We start from the raw sequence: 21,302 nt of genomic DNA, 5'->3' as shown, positions 1-21,302 counted from the left end.
TCGCGCCCAGGGGGCGCAGCAGGGGGCGACCACCTTGAGCATCACGACGGCGAACACCGCGGTCAGGCCGATGGTGGGCAGCGCGGCGCCGGCGCCGGTGCCGACAGGATCCTGGCCAGCATGGGGAACGCGGTCAGCGACAGCGCCCCGCCGACGAACAGGGCGAACTGGAAGGGGCTGACGTCCGGCAGCGAGAGCAGGTCGTACAGGAGGAGGCCCGCGCCGAAGCCGAGCAGCAGCGAGGGGACGATCCCCGAGACGGCGCGTCGGGGAAGAGCCAGCCGAAGAACGTCGGCCCCAGGAGCACGCCGGCGACCATCTCGCCGAGCACGCGCGGCTGCATCACCATTTGCGCCAGCCGGCCGCAGATCGCCGCGACGATCAGGATCACGACGAGGGCGGGCAGGACCTTGAGTATGAGGGCGAGGTTCGGATCGGGAGAGGTGACGTGGGCCAGTACGGTCATGTTCGGTTCTCCGCTGGTTGATCGAAGTGGATCTCGCAGAGCCGTTGCCGGCGGGCGTCCCAGACCATGTACGTGCCGAGGACGAGTTGCACGAGGCTGCGCCAGACGTCCTCCCAGCGGTCGCGGACCCGCATGAGGACGAGCGCGGCACGGGGCGGGGACGCGTGCGGCGGGGTGAGCAGGCACGGCCCCCGGTTCGGCAGGGACCGGGTGTGGGCGGCCGAGGAGTGCAGGGCGTGGCGGTGCAGGATCTCCCGCGCCGCGACCCGCATCGCGATCGGCGCCAGCCGCCAGGCCGGGCAGGGTCGGTTGGCGGCGACGCCGAACGGGATGTGGTTGAGCTCTTTGACGGGCCGGTCGAAACGGCCCGGGTCGAAGCGGTCCGGTTCGGCGAACCCGGCGCGGTGGAACTCGGGATAGTCGAAGCAGAGCACCGACCCGGCCGGGATCGCGGTGCGCTCGCCGAGCGGGATCTCGCCGGTGGTGACGCGGTGGGCGATGCCGAAGAGCGGGTAGAGCCGCAGCGTCTCGGAGATCACCTGGTCGAGGTAGCGGTCGTCCCCCGTGCGGGCGCGCTCCTGCACGCCGGGATGCTGCGCGAGGACCATGAGCAGGTGGGCCATGGCCTCCGACAGCTGGACGACGGCGGTGTTGAAGAAGGCGCCCTGGAGGTAGAACGCCTGCTCCTGGGGTGACAGGCCGGCGGGGAGCGGGATCCGCACGCGTGACAGGCGGCCGAGCAGGTAGCGGGTCAGGCGGTGGCGGCGTTCCATGTGCCGCAGGCCGGTGCACTTGAGCGAGGTGACCACGTCGTTCGCGTTGCCCACGATCAGGTCGCGGGCCTCGCGCGGACACGGCTCGGCGAACACCAGCTCGTAGGAGAACTCGGCCCACAGCGGCATCGTCAGGTCGCGCAGCCGCACCGGCCCCCGCGCGTCCGCCAGCGTACGGGCGGCGCAGCGGCGCGTGAGCTCCTCGGCCTCGTCGCGCGGCACGGCGAGCAGCCCGCGCGTCGCCTTGGCCACCGCGTCGTACCGCTCGCCCGCCTCCAGGTGCTCCTGGTGCATCTCGGGGCCGGGCGACAGCCAGTACCAGAACAGGTCCGACAGCGCGGCGCCCCGGCTGCGGCCGCCGGCGGCCGGGTGCGAGTAGACCTCCCTGAAGCGGTCGACGCCCACGAGGTCGCCGGGGACGGGGATGCCCTCGCCCCCGTTGATCCGGTTGAAGACGCGTACGCGCAGCGCCACGACCCTCGCCGGCAGCCACCACGGCAGGCTCGCCACAAACGCCAGGGCCAGGATGATCAGCCCAATGATCAGCATGGCCGCCGCACCATGCCCGGGTCGAGGTCGCCGATCGACGCGCAGCCGCACAGCGTGAGCGCGTGCTCGACCTCCGCGCGCAACCGGCCGAGCACGCGGGCCACTCCCCGCTCGCCGTCCGCGGCCAGCCCCCAGATCACCGGGCGGCCGACGGCGACCGCCGCGGCGCCGAACGCCAGCGCCTTCAGCACGTCCGTGCCGCGCCGGATCCCGCCGTCCAGCAGCACGGGCACGGCCCCGCCGACGGCCGCGGCGATGTCCGGCAGCAGGTCGATCGAGGCGGGTACGGTGTCGAGTTGCCGCCCGCCGTGGTTCGAGACCATGATCGCCGAGACGCCTCGGTCGAGCGCGATCCGGGCGTCGCCGGGATGCGTGACACCCTTGACCACGATCGGCAGCGCGGTCATCTCCCGGAGCCGGTCGAGGTGCTCCCACGACAGCTCGGGCGACATGAGGATCGGGCGAACCCGGTCGCCGTCGCGCAGGTTCTCGCAGCACAGGTGTTCGGGCAGGTCGTGGAAGTCGTTGCGCAGGTCCCGCTCGTGCCGGCCGAGCACGGGCGAGTCCACGGTGACGACCAGCGCCTTGCAGCCGGCCGCCTCGGCGCGGCGCACGACGGTCTCGGTGAAGGCCAGGTCCGGCTGCACGTACAGCTGGAACCAGAGCTCGGCGCCGGGCGCGCCGGCCGCCACCTCCTCGATCGCGACGGTGGCGGCCATGCTGACGATCATGATCGTCTCGGCGGCGGCCGCCGCGCGGGCGGTGGCCCGCTCGCCCTCCGGGTCGGCGAGGCGGTGGAACGCGGTCGGCGCCACCAGCACGGGCATGGCGGCGCGGCTGCCGAGCAGGGTGAGGCCGGTCTGCAGCTTGGCCGCGCCGCGCAGCACCCTGGGCAGCAGTCCGATCCGGGCGAACGCGGCCTCGTTCGCGCGCACGGTGACCTCGTCATCGGCCCCGCCGGCGAAGTAGTCGTAGTGCACGGGGTCGAGGCGGGCGCGGGCCTCGGCCTCGAACTCGCGCAGGCTCCACCGCTCCATCAGACCGGTACGGACGTCAGCCGCGCGGCGAAGAAGGCCCGGAGGGGCTCGACGTGGATCTCCTTGGAGGTCCACTCGTTCTCGAGGTTCTCGGTGATGTGGTGGGCGACCGGGGGCCGGCCGGGCACGTGGTGGCGGACGACGGGGTGGAGGTAGTGGCCCTCATGCGCCCGGACCGAGTCGCTCTGGCGGATCCGGCCCACCTCGACGTCGAAGGGGTCGATCTTGTCATGATCCGGCCCGTACTCCAGGGTGATCGCGAAGTGGCCGCGGTCGCCGATCGGCGGGCCCTGCAGGTCGTACGGCAACTCCTCCAGGTAACGGGCGGTGTCCCCGTCGGGCACGATGACGTCGGCCAGCAGCCCGAACTGCTGCCACAGCGCCGAGGTGCGGTTGACCCGCTCGATGACCGCCGCCGCGAGCGCCGCCGGGTCGGCAGGCAGCACCGTGGCGGGCCAGGGGACATCGTGGTAGCGGGACTCCAGGACGCGGTGCAGCGCGCGCACGCCGTACCGGAAGCCATGGATGAAGCCGCTGGTGCCGTGCTTGAAGTCGCGCGACTGGGTGATCGTGCCGGCGAAGTAGAGGTCCGGCACGTTGACGGACTCGTAGGCCGGGGTGAGCGACGGGAACCTGTCGTTGATCACCAGCTCGGGGCGGCAGTCGTCGCCGAAGATCGAGCCGTCGAAGCGGAAGCCGGTGCAGAGGATCACGCTGTCGTACGGGATGTCCTTGGTGACCTCGTCGACCCGGACGAAGGAGACCGTCACCAGGTACGTGCCGTCCGGCCGGCGCTCGACGCGCTTGACGTCGCCGTCGAGGATCGCGTTCTGGGACTTGAGCTGGTAGGTGTCCAGCAGGCCGTTGTTGACCGCCCGCAGGTGGCCGACGTAATGCGTGCGCCAGGCCATGCGGACCGAGCGCGGGCCCGCCACGTGGATGACCGCGGCGGTCTCCATCAGGTTGTCGGCCGTCTCGAAGGCCGAGTTGCCCTTGCCGATGACGAGCACGCGCTGGTTGACGTAGTCGGCCGGGTCGGTGGAGTGGGTGCCGTACAGGTCGGCCGTCTCGATGCCCGCGATGGGCGGGATGTTGGGCTTGGTGACGCCGGTCGCGACGATGACCCGCTTCGCCTCGTACGTGCGCCCCGTCTCGTCCGTCACCCGGAACATGGAGCCGGGCCGGTCCACGCGGACCACCCGGGAGTCGTAGGCGACGCGCAGGCCGCGCTTCTGGGCGAAGTCGGCCAGGTAGCGGACCATGTCGTCGGCGTGCGGGAAATACCGGTCGCTGTAACGGGTGAACAGCAGGTCGGGGTCGTCGGACAGCAGCGAGTTCCAGTCCATCCGGAGGTTGAGCTCGGGGTCGTCCCATCCGGTGTACTTCTTGTTGATCGAGATCAGCGTGCGATGGCGCGGGTGGGTGCGGAAGAACTGGCCCGGCGCGGGACCCGCCTCGAGGATCAGGTAGTCCCGCCCCTGCTCGTGCAGGAAATACCCCAGCTGCAAACCCGCGGGGCCCGCGCCGATCACCAGGTAGTCCAGGGTCTTGTCCGGCACTGAAGCCTCCGTCACAACGAGGTGATTGAACGGACAACCTCAGTGTTGGCGGGCAATTCTCAGAATTTGCTCAGAGAGGGCGCGTTTGTCGGGCTTGCCGCTGGTGGCGAGGGGGACGGCGGGGACGATCGTGATCGTCTGGGGAACGCTGTCCTCGCCGAGCCGCGCGCGTACCAGCGCCCTCAGCGCGCCCCGGTCCGGGGTCCGGCCCGCGGCCGGGACGACGAACGCGTGCACGGCCTCGCCCGTGTCCTCGTCCGGGGCGCCCACCACGTACGCCTCGTCCACGCCGGGGTGATCGGTCAGCGCGCGCTCGATCGGGCCCGCGTACACCACCATGGCGTTGACCATGATCACGTCGCGGGAGCGGCCGGCCAGGTGGAGGAAGCCGTCCCCGTCCACGTGGCCGAGGTCGCGGGTGCGCAGCCAGCCGTCCTTCAGGGTCTCGCGGGTCTCCTCCTCGTCGCCCCAGTAACCCCGCATCAGGTACGGGCTGCGTACGTGGATCTCGCCCGTCACGCCGGGGGGCAGCTCGCCGTCGTGCTCGTCGCGCACGCTGATCTCGACCCCGGGATGCGGGCGGCCGACGGGCTCCAGCACGCCGGCGGCGATGTGGTCGGGGGTGAGCATGGCGATGTTGCCCGCCTCGGTCTGGCCGTAGCCCTGGTAGACGACCGGGCCCAGCTTCTCAACGGCCTCGGCCAGCCGCCGCGCGCTGATGGGCGACCCCGAGACCATCAGCGCCCGCAAGCTGCTCACATCCACCTTGTCCAGAAATTTCAGCATCTGGAAGAGCCGGGGCACGGTGATGATCGAGCCGGTGATCCGGTGGCGCTCGATCGCGTACGGGAACATCGGCCGCCCGTCGTCCTCCGGGATCACCGCCGTGCCGCCGCCGAGCAGGCACGGCGCCACGAACTCCATCACGACCATGCTGGCCAGCGTGCCGAACAGCAGGTACCGCTCGAAGGCCCCGGCGAGCCCGGCCGCGACGGGCGACCACACGCGCGGCTGCCACGCCCAGTGCTCGCCGAGCGCCCGGTACGTGATCGCGCACCCCTTCGGGCGGCCGGTGCTGCCGCTGGTGAAGGTCAGGGCCGCCACGTCGTCGGGGCGGGCGGTCACGGTCAGCGGCCGTCCGTCGTCGGGGTGCGCCAGCAGGTCGCCGGCGCCCGTACAGGGGCCCAGGGACAGCGTCGGCCGGCCGGGGAGGTGACGGGCCGCGGCGCGGCGCAGGTCGGGGGTCGCGGTCGCGGGGTCCACGAGCAGGGCGTCGATCCCCATCCCCAGCACGTGGACGAGCTGCCCCTCCGGATAGCCGGGCCGGATGCCGACGACCCGGCAGCCCAGCGTGTGCGCGGCCATGTGGGCGGCGAACGCCTCGGGCGTGACGGCCGTGCGCACCGCGACGGCCCGCCCAGGACCCAGGCCCGCGGCGCGCATCGCGCCCGCCAGCCGCCGGATCAGCTCCAGCAGCTCGCCCCGGGAGAGGGTCCTGTCGCCGTGCTCGAAGGCCGGTCGATCCGGGGCGTCGCGCAGCGCGTCGAGCAGAGGCTGCGGAAAGGGCATGTGCGCCTCCTCTGTGCTTCCATATTTCCGGATTTATCGCGACATTAGACGGCACAGATCAGAGACCCATCAGAGACGTGCAGGTGGTGAGCGCGACGTGAAAGTGATCGGCGCGGGCTTCGGGCGCACGGGCACGCGGTCGCTCAAGGCGGCCCTCGAAATTCTGGGCTTCGGCCCCTGCTACCACATGTCGACGGTCATCGCGGAGCCGTACCGCGTCCGGCAGTGGCTCGATGTCGGGGAGGGCCGCTCCCGCGACTGGGACACGCTGTTCGCCGGCTTCCGGTCGGCGCTCGACTGGCCCGCCTCGGCGTACTGGCGCGAGCTGGCCGGGCACTACCCGGACGCCAAGGTCGTCCTGACCGTCCGCGACCCCGCCCGCTGGTACGACAGCGTCAGCGAGACCATCTTCCGCAGCGCCCTGGAGGAGCGCCGGCTCCCCCTGCGCCGCCGGGTGACCCGCTGGCTGGTGGCCCGCCGCGCGCCGGATTTCGCCCTCTACCCGCGCATGGCCAGGGCGACCGTCATGGACCGCGTCTTCGGCGGCCGCATCGACGACCGCGACCACGTCCTCAACGTCTACGAACGGCACGCGGCCGAGGTGCGGGCGGCGATCCCGGCGGAGCGGTTGCTGGTGTTCGAGGTGCGGGACGGGTGGGAGCCGCTGTGCGCGTTCCTCGGCGTGCCCGTGCCGGAGATGCCGTTCCCGCAGGTCAACGAGCGGGCTGCGTTCCGCGCGAAACGGCCGCGCCGGCTCCTTCGGCTGATCGTGCGCGGCCGTTGACGGCGCCCCGGCCCTCCCGCACGACCGGCCGAGTGTTCCCGAACGCCATCCAGGAAGATCGCGAATGCGTAGGGTGGCATGGCATGAACCTGGACCTTTCCGACTACCGCGCCAAACTGGCGTCCGCGTCCCCGGAACGTGCCTGGAAATCCCTGCGTGAGCTCGCGCTGCGCGGGGAGGGCGACGCGCTCGCGCTGGCCGCGGAGTTCGCGGAGATCGCCGAGCCGTCGTCCGAGAAGCTGCTCAGGCTGTGGCCCCAGGCGCTCGACCCCGACGCCTTCGCCGAGCACCTGCTCGCCCCCGCCTTCGACGACGAGGGCCGTACCGAGCTGGAGCTGCGCCGGCGTGACTCGCTCACCGGGCTGCGCCACCTGACGATCCTGCGGACGTTGGTCCTCGACCACTGCAAGCGCCTCACCGACCTCTCCGAGCTCGCCGCGCTGACCGAGCTGCGCGAGCTCAAGCTGGACGGCTGCGCGGCCGTCAGCGACCTGCGGCCGCTCGCCGGGCTCGTCGGCCTTGAGGTGCTCGAGGTCACCAGCTCCCCCGCGGTGTCCGACGTCTCCCCGCTGCTCGGCCTGCGCAACCTGCGCCGTCTCAGCCTGCGCAGCAGCGGGGTGACCAGCGTCGAGGGGTTCGGCGAGGCGTTCCCGTACCTGGACTGGCTCGGTCTCGACAACTGCCGGTTCATCGAGGACATCCGGCCGCTGTCCGGGCTGCGCCGGCTGACCGAACTGGACGTGAGCCGTACCAAGATCACAAGCATCGACGGCCTGTACGGCCTCGACTCCGTCACCGAGCTGCACATGCACTGCGCCCGCCTGACCAGCCTCGACGGGATCGCCGCCATGCCCGCGCTCGAACGGGCGTATCTCAGCGGCTGCACGAAGCTGAAGAGCCTCGACGGCCTCGGCCACCACCCCCGCCTGACGAACCTCGGCCTGCCCAGCGCTCCGCTCCCCGACCTGCGCCCGCTGTCGCGGCTGCCCGCCCTGACAGGGATCACCGTCGAGAGCTTCACCAAGCTCACCTCGCTCGACGGGCTCGAAGGGCACCCGTCGATCAGCGAGGTGTACCTGGCCTACACCGACCTCATGACGGACTTCTCCGCGCTCGCGCGCATGCCCGCCCTGCGCACCCTGACCCTGCAGGGGCTGGACCACCTCTCCGACCTCAGCCCGTTCGCGGGGCTGCTGAACCTGGAGGAGCTCTACGTCGCCTGCACCGGCCGCCTGACCACCCTGGACGGGCTCGAGCGCCTGCTCTCCCTGCGCACCCTGCACCTCTACGACTGCGGCTCGCTGAGCGACCTGGGAGAGGCCGGCGGCTTCCCGTCGCTCAAGGAGGTCACCGTGAGCCGCTGCCCGGCCCTGCCGCCCGACCTCCTGTCCGACCTGCGCGCCCGTGGCGTGCTCAGCGACTGAACTCGGCGGCGGCTCGGGTCGCCGTGGTGATGAGCTCGTCGGCGACCCAGCGCGCGACGCCGGCGGGGTAGGGCGCCGACAGTCCGAGGACGATGTGCCGGAAGCCGGCGTCGAGCGCCTCGCCGATCGCGTCCCGGGTGATGTCGGGCTGGTCGTAGGAGACCGGCAGGTGGATCGAGCGGATGATCGAGGCGGGGTCGCGGCCGAGCTCGGTGCAGTAGCGGTCCAGCAGCCGGCTGCGGCGGACGACGTCGTCGATGTCGCCGCCGGGGATGTTCCACAGGTCGGCGTGCTCGGCGGCCACGCGCAGCGTCGGGCCCGAGCGCCCGCCGATGAGGATGGGCGGGTGAGGGCGCTGGACGGGTTTGGGGTTGCAGAACGCCCCGGTGAGCCGGACGTAGGTGCCGTGGAAGTCGAACGGTTCGTCCTCGGTCCACAGCCGCCGGATCACCGTGCACGCCTCGGCGAGGCTCCCCACGGCGTGCGCGGCGTCGTGGAAGGGCAGGCCGTGCGCGTCGTACTCGCGCCGGGCCGAGGGCCAGCTGGGCCGCGAGCCGGCGCCGATGCCGAAGTCGAGCCGTCCGCCGGAGACGATGTCGACGGTCGCGGCGATCTTGGCCAGCAGCGCGGGCGGCCGGAAGCGGTTGCTGGTCACGAGCAGGCCGAGGCGCAGCCGCCGGGTCTGCGCGGCGAGGGCCGAGAGCAGGGTCCAGCCCTCGTACGTCGTCCCGTCAGGGTCGCCGAAGATGGGCAGGAGATGATCGAACAGCCATGCGTGCTCGATCTCCGGGATCGTGTCCGCCTCGCGCCAGACCCGCAGGACGTCCTGGTAGTCGACCTGCGACGGGGCGGTCATGATCCCGAAGCGAGGCCGGGAGGTGTGCAACATCGGGCCGCTGATCCTTTCGGTCGGTCAATCGGAACACGGTTCAGCGCGGCGCTTCCTGACCGCGCCATACTTGGTGACCAGAGCTCTGCTCTGGCATCATGAGCAATCGGAACCTAGTTCCGATTACGATAAGGAACGGGGTTCCGTTTTGGCAAGCTCGGCAGCGGAGGAAGCGGCACGGTGAACGAGGGCGGCACGGGGCGGGCGGCCCCGCGCAAGCGGGCCGACGCCCGGCGCAACGAGAGGACGCTGCTCGACGCCGCCGCGGCGGTCTTCGTGACCTCGGGCGTCGAAGCGCCGGTGCGCGACGTCGCGGCCAGGGCGGGAGTCGGGGTGGCCACGATCTACCGCCACTTCCCGACGCGGGCGGACCTCATCATCGCCGTCTACCGGCACCAGGTCGAGGCCTGCGCCGAGGCCGCCCCGACCCTGCTGGCGAGCGGCGCGACCCCGCACGCCGCGCTGGGGCGATGGATCAACCTGTTCGTCGACTTCCTGGTCACCAAGCACGGACTGGCCGCCGTGCTGCGGTCGGACGACGCCGGCTTCGACACGCTGCACGCCTATTTCCTCGACCGGCTCGTGCCCGCGTGCGCCCAGCTCCTCGAAGCCGCGGCCGCCGCCGGCGAGATCCGCTCCGACGTGGACGCCTACGAGCTCATGCGCGGCGTCGGCAACCTCTGCATCGGCGCCGACAACGATCCTCGCTACGACGCTCGCCGGCTGGTCGAGCTCCTCATCGCAGGACTGCGCCTGCCGCACCGCTAAAGTTCGATCGGATCAGCGTTCCGGATGCCGGACGAGCCGATCTTCCGCCCGCCGAAGTGAACAAACTGATTCACACGCTCCCCGCGGCGATAGAGGATCGTGGACATGGCGAAGGACTACCGGTACGCCGACGCCGTCCGGCTCCTGGGCGGCGCCGATCCGGCGGTCGAGAAGATCGACCTGCTGCTCGGCATCGGCACGCTCGGACTCTGGGACGTGATCGACGCCAAACAGCAGTTCGTGCAGGTGGGCAACACCCTCCTCGGCCGGTGGCGCGAGTGGCGCACCGGCCGCGAATGGCACAGCCGTACCGAACGCATGGAGGCCGCGCACACGATCCTCGTCATCACGGCGTTCTTCGAGGCGGTCGACTCCATCGATCTGCCGTTCAGCTCGCAGGACCTGCGGATGAGCAAGGAGGAGCAGGCGAAGCTGGCCGGGCATTCGGGCATCGACCTGTCGCGTGGCCTCCCCCGTCCTTCGCCGTACCTCCCTTTCGAGCAGGCCAAGCGAGCCGTCCTCGAGTTCTACGAGACGTACGGTCATCGCCTGCGGTCGTTCGTCATGAGACTGAAGGTCTGGGACGGGCTCGGTCCGTCCGAGCGGGAGAAGGTCGTCGCCCAACTCGAGCGGAAGCTGCCGGAGACGGCCGTCCGGCACTACGAGGACCGGTACCGGAGGCTGGCGCTCGATGTCCCCGAGTTCGCGCTGTGGGCGGGGATGATCGAGCATCAGGCGACGAGAGCAGGCCTGGCGGAGCTCGAGCGGTTGCTGTCCCTGGTCGCCTCGGGCGCCGCCCTCCCGGCCCAGCTGACCACCCTGAGCAGGCTGCACCGCGCGGCGTTGAAGGAACCGCTGGCGGCGACGAGGGGACAGGACGAGACGGCCGCCGCCGTGCGACTGCCGACCGTCGAGGAGGCCTATGTGACGCCTCGCTTCCGTACGAGCGAGGTGCGCCACCCCACCGACCCCAGCCTCGAAGCGTGGTGGGACGACCTGGAGGTCCGCGATGACCTGCCGCGGTTCCTCGCCGGCTTTCTGACCCGGTCGACGGCGAGCGAGGTGCCGTTCGTCATCCTCGGCCAACCCGGCGCGGGCAAATCCCTGCTGACCAAGGTCCTGGCCGCCCGGCTGCCGGAGGGACGGTACCTGCCGGTCCGGGTGCCATTACGGGACGTAGCGGCGAACGCCGACATCCAGGAGCAGATCGAGCAGGCCGTCTACCGGCTCAGCGGTGAGCGGCTGGAGTGGCCCGCTCTGGCCAGGAGCGCCGAGGGCGTCCTGCCCGTGGTCCTGCTCGACGGCTTCGACGAACTGCTGCAGGCGACGGGGGTGCGCCAGTCGGACTACCTCGAGAAGGTGGCCCGGTTCCAGCGGCGCGAGGCCGATGCCGGCCGGGCGGTCGCGGTCGTCATCACCTCGCGTACGGCCGTCGCGGATCGGGCCGCGTTCGTCCCCGGCACCGTGGTCGCCAGGCTCGAACCGTTCAACGAGGCGCAGATCGACCGCTGGCTGACCGCCTGGAACGCCAGGAACGACGCCTATTTCGTCCGGCAGAGGATCAGGCCGCTCGCTCTGGACGTCGCGCTCGCTCAGCGAGCCCTGGCGGAGCAACCGCTGCTCCTGCTGATGCTCGCGCTGTATGACGCCGACGGGAACGCGCTGAGCAAGGACGCGGCGGAGTTCCGGCAGACGGAGCTCTACGAACGGCTGATGCGCCGATTCGTGGAGCGGGAGCTGGAGAAGGCCTATCCCGAGGACCAGGTTCCGTTCCTGCTCGAACGCGAGATGCTGCACCTGTCGTACGTCGCGTTCGCGATGTTGAACCGGGGCCGCCAGTGGGTGACCACGGCCGAACTGGACCACGATCTGTCGGGACTGGAGTTTCCCGCGCAGGTACGCACCGGCACCTTCGCCACTCCGCTCACGGCCGGCGAACTCGCCATCGCGAAGTTCTTCTTCGTCCATCGCGCGCAGGCCACCCGCGACCACGACGTGGTGCAGACCTACGAGTTCCTGCACGCGACCTTCGGCGAGTATCTCACCGCCCGGCTCATCACCACCCTGCTGGGTGACCTGGCCGTCAAGCAGTCGGGCCTGGTGGTGACCGAGGTCGACGACGGGCTGTTGCAGGCCCTGCTGTCATGGTCGGCGCTGTCGTCCCGTACCACCGTCGTCTCCTTCCTGCGGGAGCTGGCCGAGGCGAAGGGCGCGGAGAGCCGCTGGGGCGAGCTCGTCATGTGGCTGAGCCGCCGGTTGGACACGCGGTTGAGCGTGCCGTACCCGAACTACCGCCCGCGCACGGCCGGCCTCCCGCAGCGCCACGCCTACTACTCCGCCAACCTGCTGGTGATCGCGCTGGCCTGCCTGGCCGTCCTCAGGGCCGGCGCGTTGCTCCCGGGGCACGAGGACCCGCTCACCGAGTGGCGACGCCACACCCTGCTGTGGCGCTCGCAGTGCGCGGCCGGCGAATGGGCGAGCCTGATCAACCTGGTGCAGGCGGACATCGTCGCGCTCCAGGACGGCGAATGGGACGGCGAATGGGACATCGAGCTGCGGCTCGACCTGAACGGCTCGACGCCGCAGCCGATCGCCGGCGACTGGGTGGAGAACGAGCCACCCGGCGACCACTCCATCTGGCACGGCGCCTTCCCCCCACCTCGAACACCGTCCGCCGGGGCGATGCTCGACGTACCGCTGCCGGTGGCGGAGCCGGCCGACGGGGCGAGCCTGCTGGACCGGGTCGCCGAGGTGTGCGAGGCCCGGTACGAACACGCCCAGATCCGCACGGTGCCGGCTCACCCCCCGTACCTGCTGATGACCGTCCCCGAGGACGGGTTCGTCCGCCAGTACCTCATCGGCGCCCACCTGGGCCGGGTCACCGAAACCGACGTGGAGGCGTTCCTGCGGCATGTGCACGCCGCCGTGCCAGGCCCGGGATCCGAACTGGTCTACCAGGGGCCCGCGCCGGCCACGGCGGTGCGCGACTACGCCACGCGCAGAGGGCTCAGGCTGCGCAGCTTCACCGAATTCCAGGGCCTGCTCGACCTGTCGAACTACGTGGCCGAGCAGACCAGGCGGCTGCGCTCCGACCGGCGCTACCCGCCCGACCTGTACGTACCCCAGCGGTTCAGGGAGCTGGACCGTCCCCAGCCAGGCGTACAGGAGGACCTGGCCAAGGAGCTGATGCGGCTGCTGGCCGCCGACCACGGACGGTTCATGCTGGTGCTGGGCGACTTCGGCCGGGGCAAGACGTTCGCACTTCGCGAGCTGGCCCGGCGCATCCCGGCCGAGCTGCCGCACCTGACGCCGGTCTTCATCGAGCTGCGCGCGCTGGAAAAGGCCCAGTCGATGGACTCCCTGGTGGCGGCGCACCTCGCCGCGCACCACGAGCGGTTCATCGATCTCAAGGCGTTCCACTACATGCTGCGGCAGGGGCGGATCGTGCTGCTCTTCGACGGCTTCGACGAGCTGGTGACGCGGGTCACCTACGACCGGGCGGCCGACCACCTGACCACGCTGCTCGCCGCGGCCCAGGACAAGGCCAAGATCGTGGTCACCAGCCGTACGCAGCACTTCAGGTCACACCATCAGGTCCTCACCGCGCTGGGCGAGACGGTGGGCATGCTGCCGCAGCACCGGGTGCTGACCGTGGAGGATTTCACCCCCGCGCAGGTGCGGGCATACCTGCTCAACAGGTACGGCGACGAGCAGGCCGCCGACGACCGGTTCGCGCTGATCGGCGGCATCTCGGATCTGCTGGGCCTGGCCCAGAACCCGCGCATGCTCAGCTTCGTCGCCGACCTGCCCGGCGAGCGGCTGCGCACGGTGGCCACGACGGGCGGCGCGATCAGCGCGGCAGGGCTGTACGAGGAGATCCTGACCTCGTGGCTGGCCTTCGAGGAGCGGCGGGCCGGGGTGCCGGGCTCGGCGGCGGTGCTGAGCACCGAGGAGCTGTGGCAGGCGGTGACGGCGCTGGCGCTGCGGCTGTGGGAGTCCGGGAAGTCGCTGCTGGATCTGGACGAGCTGACCGAGATCGGCGAGACGCTGACAGGGCTGGCCGACGGGCGGCTGTCGGCCGCGCAGGCGGCGCACGCGGTGGGGTCGGGCAGCCTGCTGGTGCGGACCGAGGAGGGGATGTTCGGGTTCATCCATTCCTCGGTGATGGAGTGGCTGATCGCCCGGCATGTCGCCCTGGGCGATCCCGCGCCGCTGCCGCGCCGGCACTTGTCGACGCTGACCGTGGACTTCCTGTGCGACCTGGCGGACGTACGGTGGCTACGGTCGTGGGTGACGGAGACGCTGGCCGACGCGGGTGCCGACGACGTCTCGCGGGCCAACGCGATGAAGATCGCCGGCCGGCTGCGGCTACCCGCCGGCCCCGATCTACGGGGGGCCCGGCTGACCGGCGAGGACCTGTCCTACCGGGACCTCTCCGGCGTCGACCTGAGCGGGGCGGACCTCACCGACGCCCGGCTCGTGGGGACCAACCTGGCGCGGGCGGTGCTGCGGGACGCCCGGCTCGTGGGTGCGCGGCTGGACGAGGCCGTACTGACCGGGGCCGACCTGCGTGGAGCGGACCTGACCCGGGCCAGGCTGGCCCGGGCCGACCTGCGCGACATCGCGACCGAGGGCAGCCGCTGGGACCTCGCGGCACTGATCGGCGTGACCCGCTCACCGGCGCTGGCCGACGACCCCGCCCTGCGCGGCGCCGCGATCTCGCCGGGCCGGCCGGTGGCCGTCGAAGTGGCGCCCGCGCTGCTCGGCGTGCCGTACGGCCATCGCCACGAGAGCGGCCGCCTGCCCGAGCCGATCGCCTACCACCCCGACGGCAACACCCTGGCCGTGGGCAGCGACGACGGCGGCGTGCTCATCTGCGACTCCGCCACCGGCTTGCCGCTGCGCACCCTGTACGGGCACCGGGGGCGCGTCCACAAGACCGCGTACGCCTCCGGCACGCTGGTCACCGGCGGCGACGACGGCACGATCCGCCTGTGGGACCCGGCCACCGGCGAGTGCCTGCACGTGCTCACCGGGCACCCGGAAGGCGTCTGGCCGGTGGTGCTCAGCCCATCCGGTGAGCGGGTGATGGCCGGCGGCGCCGACGGGGTGGTGCGCGTGTGGTCGGTGCGCACAGGGGAAACGGTGGCGACCTTCCCCGGCCACTCCTCCCCGCTCCACACCGCCGCGTTCGCCGGCGACCTGCTGGCGACCGGCGACGCCGCCGGCGCGATCAGGGTCTGGGAGCCGGGCACCGGCCGGGTGCGGCACGAGCTCGCCGGCCACGGCGGCGCGGTGCATCGCCTGGCGCCCAGCCCGGACGGCCGCCTGCTGGCAGCCGGGTACGCCACGGGCCTGATCCGCCTGTGGGACCCGCACGAAGGCTCGCTCGTACGGGAGCTCCCCGGCCACGCGGGCCCGGTCCGCACGCTGTCCTTCGACCCCACCGGACGGCTGCTGGCCTCAGGAGACGCCACGGGCGCGGTACGGCTGTGGGACGTGGCCGACGGCATTGCTCGCGGAGCCCTGCCGGGTCACGACACCGCTGTCCACCAGGTGCTGTTCAGCCCCGACGGGCACGTGCTGGCCAGCGGGGACGCACGCGGGGTGGTGCGGCTCCAGCGGCTCGACGGTGAGCGGGTGGAGCTGACGGGGCACCATACCTCGGTGTGGCCGTTCGCCTTCCGGCCCGACGGCCGGCAGCTCGCCACCAGCGGCAACGACGGCACGGTGCGCCTGTGGGACGCGCTCACCGGCCGGAGCCGGCGCATCCTCCGCGGGCACGGGCGGCGGATCTCCACGGTGCGGTTCAGCGCCGACGGCTCGATGCTGGCGACCGGCGGCAACGACGGCGTCGTACGCGTGTGGGAGCCGTGGACCGGGCGGCAGCTGCGGCAGTTCACCGGCACCTCCGACCGGCTCGTCTCCGCGGCGTTCTCCCCCGCCGGTCCGCTGCTGGCCACCTCCACCAACGACGGCGGCGTGCACTTCTGGAACGCCGCCACGGGTGAGCACGAGCGCGAACTCAACGCCGACACCGACCAGGTGTGGGCCGAGGCGTTCAGCCCCGACGGGAGCATGCTGGCCATCGCCGACGACGAGGACAGTGTCAGGATCTGGCACCACCCGACCGGGCGGCTGGCGGCCGAGCTGACGGACCACCTCGGGCGGGTGCGCGCCATCGCGTTCAGCCCCGACGGGCGGCTCGTCACCACCGGCTGCGACGACCGTCGCGTACGGCTGTGGGACGCCGAGACCGGCACGCTGCGGGTCCAGCTGATCGGCCACGACGACCGCGTCTACGCGGTGGCCTTCCACCCGTCGGGCGACCGGCTGGCCAGTGCCGGCCACGACGGCACGGCCCGCGTCTGGGACGTGTCCACCGGGGAGTGCCTCAACGTGCTCCGGGAGGGGACCGGCCGGCTGTGGGCGGCCGCGTACAGCCCCGACGGGTCGTTGCTCGCCACAGCCGGCGACGACCTCGCCGTACACCTTTGGGATCCTGAGACGGGCCGCCGGCTGCACACCCTGGCCGGGCACACCCGGCGCGTGGTCTCGGTGGCATTCGCGCCGTCGGGCGATCTCCTGGCCAGCGCCGGGGACGACGGCGGCGTCATCCTGTGGGACGTCGGTCCCGGCACGGCCCCGGCGCGGCGTGCCACCCTGCTCGGCCTGCCGGACGGCTGGGTCGCGCTGACGCCCGACGGGCGCTACAAGCAGATGGGCGAGGTGGCCGGGCAGTTCTGGTTCGTCGTGGGCATGCGCCGGTTCGAGCCTGGCGAGCTCGACCTGTACCTGCCGTCGGTCCGTCAGGTACCGCTGGACCACCCTCTCTGGGGAACTCCCGGCACCTGAGGCGTCGTTCGGCGGGCGGCAGAAGCGACCTGTCACACCCGCCCGCTAGATTCACACCAACCACATTTGATCTTCACCACCTGGATGTACGGCATGCACCCCCTCATCGTCGCCTTAGCCCTTGTCACCGCCGCTCCCACCACCGCCCACGCCCGGACAGCCGAACCCGACCCGGTGGCGGGCCTGCGTTCGCTGCTCGTCCGCGGCGCCGGCGCGACGGCCGAGTTCTACGGTCAGGCCTCCACGGACCTGTCCAAGGAGGTGCAGCTGAACGGCAGGCGAACCTTCATCGGGAGCGGCATGGGACTGCGCGGAACCAGTAAGGTCAAGCTGGGCCGGGCCGGCGTGATCGCCTCGGAGCACGCTCGGCAGCTCAGCGTGAGCAGCAAGGAGTTGATGGTGGAGGAGGCGCCCAAGGACCCTTACTTCGCCGGCGTGCTCGCGACGGTGGGACGCTGCGCACCATCAGCGTGGGCGGCTGGCAGTACCAGCTCGCGCCGCGGGCGAAGACCTGGGTGCGTACCGGCCGCGCCAGCGGCGCCGCGGCCGCGTACGGCGACCAGTTCATCAACGTCCTGGAGCCGGCCACACTGCGCAAGCTGCTGGCCACCAAGACCCGCAAGACCGTCGGGCCCTGGACCACGGATCACACCACCGGCCGCAAGCAGCGGATCTACAACCTGACCGGGACGATCAAGCTCAAGGAGCTCTATCGCGTCTCCCCCAGCTTCCGCGAGGCGGCGGGGACCGCGGCCCTCGGGACGTCTGAGGTGACATGGACGTACATGTACGACGACCGCGGATGGCCGTACCGGGTCGGCTGGCGCTTCTACGCGCACCCGCGGCCCGAGGTCCCGGGGCTCGGACACGACCGGATCCTGCGGGGGCACCTGGCCACGCAGTACCGGAACTGGGACAAGCCCATGACGATCACCGCGCCCCAGGCGAAGCCGGGCCGGGGACTCGCGGTGGACGACCTCGCCGACGTCCTCAGCGCCCCCGAGCGCCGCAAGTGAGGAACGCGCTGTAATCGCCTGGGCGTGGAGACAAGCTCCACCTGACCTCCCTCATCACTGTGGTCGGCTATGCGCTGATCGCCGTTCTCGCTGAAGGGAGCAAGGCGCTCTCCTGACTGGCCGGACAAGGGAGAGGGCGACCATCACCCGATCGCCGCCCTCCCCTGCCTCCCTCTCATGGCGCACGCCGTCGACCTCGCGACCGGCCGGCCCCGCCTGTTCGCCTCCAGGTGCACCCAACCTCAGGCACCGCCGAAGGAACTCCGAGCTCAGGCCGTTCTCAGGGGTTGCCGTACTTCTTGACGAACTGGTAGTACGTCCATGCCCATGCCCTGCAGTCGGGCCGCACCAGGATGAAGTAACCCCCGCATACCTTGTCGCGCATAGTGATGTAGAACCGGTTGTCCACGTCAAGCTTTCGCGTACGGGTGTTGTCGAGGTAGTACTTGTACTTCTTCTTCTGGTTGGCGATCAGGCCGTACCCGTAGTCGTGGGAGTCACAGGCCGGTCGCATATCGAAATTGTGGGGCTTGTCCGGAGACTTCGTGCAGTGGTCGTAGTAGATGCCCCTGACCTTGAAGCCGCTGGCGGTCCGCTTCCAGTCGGGCTTCCGCCACTTGCCGCCGTGCCACGCCCAGGCCGAGCAGCCCGACTTCGTGTACCACATCCAGGTGACGGCAGTGTTGCACTTCTTCGGGTAGGACTGCGGGGGATCCACGCCGTCCGGCAGGAAGTCACTGGCCGGCGGCTCGGTGGCGTTCGGGTCGTCGAGCCCGGCCGCGCCCTCGGTCGGCCCGCCGTTGGCCGGCATGTCCGTGCCGGTGGCGACCACCTGGGGAGCGGCGACGCCCGCCGGGAACGACAGCTGCCAACCGCCGCTGGTGACGGACTCGATCGACGACAGGCGCCCCACCGAGTCGTAGGCGTAGGTTCCCTGGACGGCGCCGACGCTGGGATCGCTCGCGGTGCGCAGCAGGCCGTTCAGGTCGTAGGCGTAGCTCGCCTCGATCTGCGCCGCCTCGGTTCCGTAGGTGACCGCGATCTCCTTGAGCCGGCCCGCGTAGTCGCCGTTGGCGGTGCCGGTGGCCGTGGTGGCCGTGGCGTAGGTGAACCTGGTGACGGTCGCTGGGGTCGCGGCGCCGGCCGGCTCCTTCACCGTGCTGACGCGGCCCTGGGCGTCGTAGGTGATCGTGGACTTGCCGAAGGCGGTGCTGCCCACATCGGTCACCCGCCAGGGATCGGCGCCCGGCGCCCCGGCCGGGCGGGCCCAGGTGTAGGTGAGCTGGAGGTCGCCCGTGCTGATGGGGGTGCCGTCGGCGGTGGCGAAGGTGTCGTCGCCCGCCTCCACGGGGCCCGGATCCGTCACGAGCGTCTCGGTCGTCGTGGTGCGCATCGCCCCGATGACGGCGTCCCACTTGGTGGTTTCGGTGATCTTGGACCCGCTGGCAGCCTCGTACGTCTGGACGCCGCCACCGTCGGGGAAGGAGACGCTGCTCTTCAGGGGATAGCTGGTCGACGTCCCCTCATCGAGCTCCGTGACGACGATGGTGCCGTTCTGGTTCTCGAGTTTCCGGTTGATCTCTCCGCCGGCGAACTCGGCCTGCCAGCCCGGCCCGAACACGCCCAGCTCGGGGCGGGTCGCCGGAGCGGACTGCGGCCTGGCCAGATCGTCGGCGGCCAGAACCACGCCGTGCCTGCGGCTGATCGCGCCCGCGGACACGTCCAGCTCGGTGAGCTTGAAGGTCTTGGTGTCCGAGGAGTACTGACCGGGGCCGACCTCCTGGACGTTCGCCGGCGGCGGCTCGTCGAGCGCGGCGGCGGAGACCACCTCCGGGGAGAGGAAGGGGAGGAGCATCGCCGAGACGGCGACGGGGAGCGCTAATCGGCGCAAGGGGTGCCTCCAGGTGAAAGGAGAAAGTGATTTGATCACCTGGAGAGTAAGGGTCGGTAAATCACCTGGCAAGAGCTGGACAATCCCATGGAACAATGTTCAAATCGCCTGTGAAGCTATGCCTTGGATGCGATTCATTCGCGCATTCATGCAGGTCGACGGGCTCCATGGCGAATTTATGGCGAGCTTATGGCGACAGTGTGGAGCCGTCGACAATAATGACCCGAAGGCGTATTCAGTAATTCGCGAATACAAGATCGCGTCAAATCCCGCTGCCGCGACGCCATGGTCACCGAAGCCCTTCGCAGACAACTCGTAGACCACCTGCCAGGTCGAGAGCAACATCGTTGGATTCACAGCCATTACCACCGGGACCCCGCGTCGAGAGACAACGCGTCTGGGATCCTCGGGCGAACTAGCCGGTCAGCCGCCGCTTGAGGGTCGTCAAGCCACGCAAGGCAAGCAGGCGGGCCGCGGTGGATTCCATGTTCAGCCAGCTGACTGATGCGCACAATGCGAACCGGTGGCAACGTCCTGGAGGCCGGCAGGTGCGCGTCAACGCCACGGTCATGGGCGAGTGCGGCAGCCCCGGACCAGGCCACCATCGCCGGTCCCGTGTTCTAGGATCCTGGGCCTATGAGCCAATTGCGGACGCTGTCTGCCACGGAAATCCCTTCGGAACGACTCCTGCTTCGCAAAGCACACGCCGCCGACCGTGAAGAATTCATCGAGCTCATGACCGATCCCGAGGTTCAGGCCTACCTCGGTGGTCCCCGGCCTCGGAGCGACGTCGAGCAGCACTTCGATGCAGCCATAACCGCCAACGCGACATCCAGCCCTGGCAACTATGTCATCGCCGACAACACGACGAACCGACTTATCGGAACATTGATGCTCGCCCACCGGCCGACCGACCGCCCCAGGCGTGTCACCGAGGATGGCGAGGAACTGGAACTGGGCTATCTCCTGCGGCGCAGTGCATGGGGCGCGGGGTTCGCATTCGAGGCCGCAACGGCCGCATTGGGCGCCGCAGCCGGCGAACTCCCCGACCAGCCGGTCGTACTCGCCACCCAGACCGCGAACAAGCGATCTCTGAAACTCGCCGCCCGCCTCGGCTTCCGCCCCATCAGCACGTACGAGGCGTTCGGCGCCGAACAGACCCTCTGCACCGCTCCCCTGTCCCTGTTCCAAAGCTGATCTCATCATCCAACCCAGCGGCCCCCAGACCAGGAAGCCCAGGGTCTCAGGTGTTCCCCAGACCGTCACCGGCCACTCGGAGTCGGCTTCCTCCTGCACGCACTGATTGATCAGTTCGGCGAGGGCTTGCCGGCCCTGCTCGGGGGAGTGCCTGCAGGAGAGCAATCACCGGATCAGGCAGCTGCATCGTGGTGGCCTCGGGCGCGATGGCGTCGTCAACGCTGAGATCCCGCTTGATGACGATCTCCGTGAACGCTCTGGCAAGAACGCATTCGAGCGTGTTCATGATGAGGCTCCCAGCCGATCGTTTGTGGTCATGATGGGGCCCAGCCGATCGTCGGGGTTGCGGCGCGCCCGCGGGACGGCTGCCTACGCTCTGTCGGGAAGCCAGAACACGAGCGCCGGAACAGACCTCAACGTCTTCTACGCCCGGTATCGCATTCTGAACGGCAACCGATTCTGGGTTGCGATTAAGTGACAGCCGCCGCGGGCGCCACGGGTGTGGCGCCCGCGCCTCACAAGGAC

At 70.8% G+C, this 21,302-nt stretch carries 14 protein-coding genes; 6 read left to right on the top strand and 8 right to left on the bottom strand.

The window, feature by feature from the left end:
- Nucleotides 1–133: 133 nt before the first annotated feature.
- The 5 genes from ACIHFD_RS36675 to ACIHFD_RS36655 are packed head-to-tail and all read right to left on the bottom strand — an operon-like array spanning nucleotide 134 to nucleotide 5,953.
- Nucleotides 134–466 (bottom strand): hypothetical protein, encoded by a 333-nt coding sequence (locus ACIHFD_RS36675; RefSeq protein WP_397370903.1) that lies wholly within the window; start codon nucleotides 464–466, stop codon nucleotides 134–136.
- Complete coding sequence (locus ACIHFD_RS36670; RefSeq protein ID WP_397370902.1) at nucleotides 463–1,788, bottom strand: cytochrome P450; 1,326 nt, start codon at nucleotides 1,786–1,788, stop codon at nucleotides 463–465. Before ACIHFD_RS36670 ends, ACIHFD_RS36675 begins: the two co-directional genes overlap by 4 nt.
- Nucleotides 1,782–2,825, bottom strand: a complete 1,044-nt coding sequence (locus tag ACIHFD_RS36665; protein WP_397370901.1) for an alpha-hydroxy acid oxidase — start codon at nucleotides 2,823–2,825, stop codon at nucleotides 1,782–1,784. The genes ACIHFD_RS36670 and ACIHFD_RS36665 overlap by 7 nt, the downstream gene beginning before the upstream one ends.
- Complete coding sequence (locus ACIHFD_RS36660) at nucleotides 2,825–4,384, bottom strand: NAD(P)-binding domain-containing protein (protein WP_397370900.1); 1,560 nt, start codon at nucleotides 4,382–4,384, stop codon at nucleotides 2,825–2,827. Before ACIHFD_RS36660 ends, ACIHFD_RS36665 begins: the two co-directional genes overlap by 1 nt.
- 39 nt (nucleotides 4,385–4,423) lie before the next feature.
- Nucleotides 4,424–5,953, bottom strand: a complete 1,530-nt coding sequence (locus ACIHFD_RS36655; RefSeq protein ID WP_397370899.1) for a class I adenylate-forming enzyme family protein — start codon at nucleotides 5,951–5,953, stop codon at nucleotides 4,424–4,426.
- 97 nt (nucleotides 5,954–6,050) lie between these two features.
- Between ACIHFD_RS36655 and ACIHFD_RS36650 the strand changes: the two genes are divergently transcribed.
- Together ACIHFD_RS36650 and ACIHFD_RS36645 are read left to right on the top strand one after the other, a co-directional pair.
- On the top strand, nucleotides 6,051–6,737 hold the full coding sequence (locus ACIHFD_RS36650) for a sulfotransferase family protein (protein ID WP_397370898.1): 687 nt from the start codon (nucleotides 6,051–6,053) through the stop codon (nucleotides 6,735–6,737).
- Nucleotides 6,738–6,820: 83 nt separating this feature from the next.
- On the top strand, nucleotides 6,821–8,161 hold the full coding sequence (locus ACIHFD_RS36645; protein ID WP_397370897.1) for a leucine-rich repeat domain-containing protein: 1,341 nt from the start codon (nucleotides 6,821–6,823) through the stop codon (nucleotides 8,159–8,161).
- On the opposite strand, the gene ACIHFD_RS36640 is transcribed toward ACIHFD_RS36645, so the two are convergent.
- A complete protein-coding gene (locus ACIHFD_RS36640; RefSeq protein WP_397370896.1) occupies nucleotides 8,151–9,017 on the bottom strand; it encodes an LLM class flavin-dependent oxidoreductase in 867 nt (288 codons plus the stop codon). The two genes, ACIHFD_RS36645 and ACIHFD_RS36640, sit on opposite strands and share 11 nt — an antisense overlap.
- A 213-nt stretch (nucleotides 9,018–9,230) precedes the next feature.
- On the opposite strand from ACIHFD_RS36640, the gene ACIHFD_RS36635 reads away from it, so the two are divergent.
- The 3 genes from ACIHFD_RS36635 (at nucleotide 9,231) to ACIHFD_RS36625 (ending at nucleotide 17,689) form a co-directional block, all read left to right on the top strand.
- Nucleotides 9,231–9,818 carry a helix-turn-helix domain-containing protein gene (locus ACIHFD_RS36635; RefSeq protein WP_350727120.1) on the top strand — a complete coding sequence of 196 codons (588 nt, stop codon included), beginning with the start codon at nucleotides 9,231–9,233 and terminating at the stop codon, nucleotides 9,816–9,818.
- A 105-nt stretch (nucleotides 9,819–9,923) separates the two neighbouring features.
- On the top strand, nucleotides 9,924–16,673 hold the full coding sequence (locus ACIHFD_RS36630) for an NACHT domain-containing protein (RefSeq protein WP_397370895.1): 6,750 nt from the start codon (nucleotides 9,924–9,926) through the stop codon (nucleotides 16,671–16,673).
- A gap of 470 nt (nucleotides 16,674–17,143) precedes the next feature.
- Entirely contained in the window at nucleotides 17,144–17,689 is a 546-nt protein-coding gene (locus ACIHFD_RS36625) for a hypothetical protein (RefSeq protein ID WP_397370894.1), read from the top strand.
- Between the two features lie 280 nt (nucleotides 17,690–17,969).
- On the opposite strand, the gene ACIHFD_RS36620 is transcribed toward ACIHFD_RS36625, so the two are convergent.
- On the bottom strand, nucleotides 17,970–19,580 hold the full coding sequence (locus ACIHFD_RS36620; RefSeq protein WP_397370893.1) for a phospholipase A2: 1,611 nt from the start codon (nucleotides 19,578–19,580) through the stop codon (nucleotides 17,970–17,972).
- Between the two features lie 636 nt (nucleotides 19,581–20,216).
- On the opposite strand from ACIHFD_RS36620, the gene ACIHFD_RS36615 reads away from it, so the two are divergent.
- Nucleotides 20,217–20,777, top strand: a complete 561-nt coding sequence (locus ACIHFD_RS36615; protein WP_397370892.1) for a GNAT family N-acetyltransferase — start codon at nucleotides 20,217–20,219, stop codon at nucleotides 20,775–20,777.
- A 46-nt stretch (nucleotides 20,778–20,823) separates the two neighbouring features.
- Here the strand turns inward: ACIHFD_RS36615 and ACIHFD_RS36610 are convergent, their stop codons facing one another.
- Nucleotides 20,824–21,063 carry a hypothetical protein gene (locus ACIHFD_RS36610; RefSeq protein ID WP_397370891.1) on the bottom strand — a complete coding sequence of 80 codons (240 nt, stop codon included), beginning with the start codon at nucleotides 21,061–21,063 and terminating at the stop codon, nucleotides 20,824–20,826.
- Between the last annotated feature and the right edge of the window lie 239 nt (nucleotides 21,064–21,302).

The sequence above is a fragment of the Nonomuraea sp. NPDC051941 genome (genome assembly GCF_044593615.1).
This window is presented reverse-complemented; position numbering and strand designations above follow the sequence as displayed.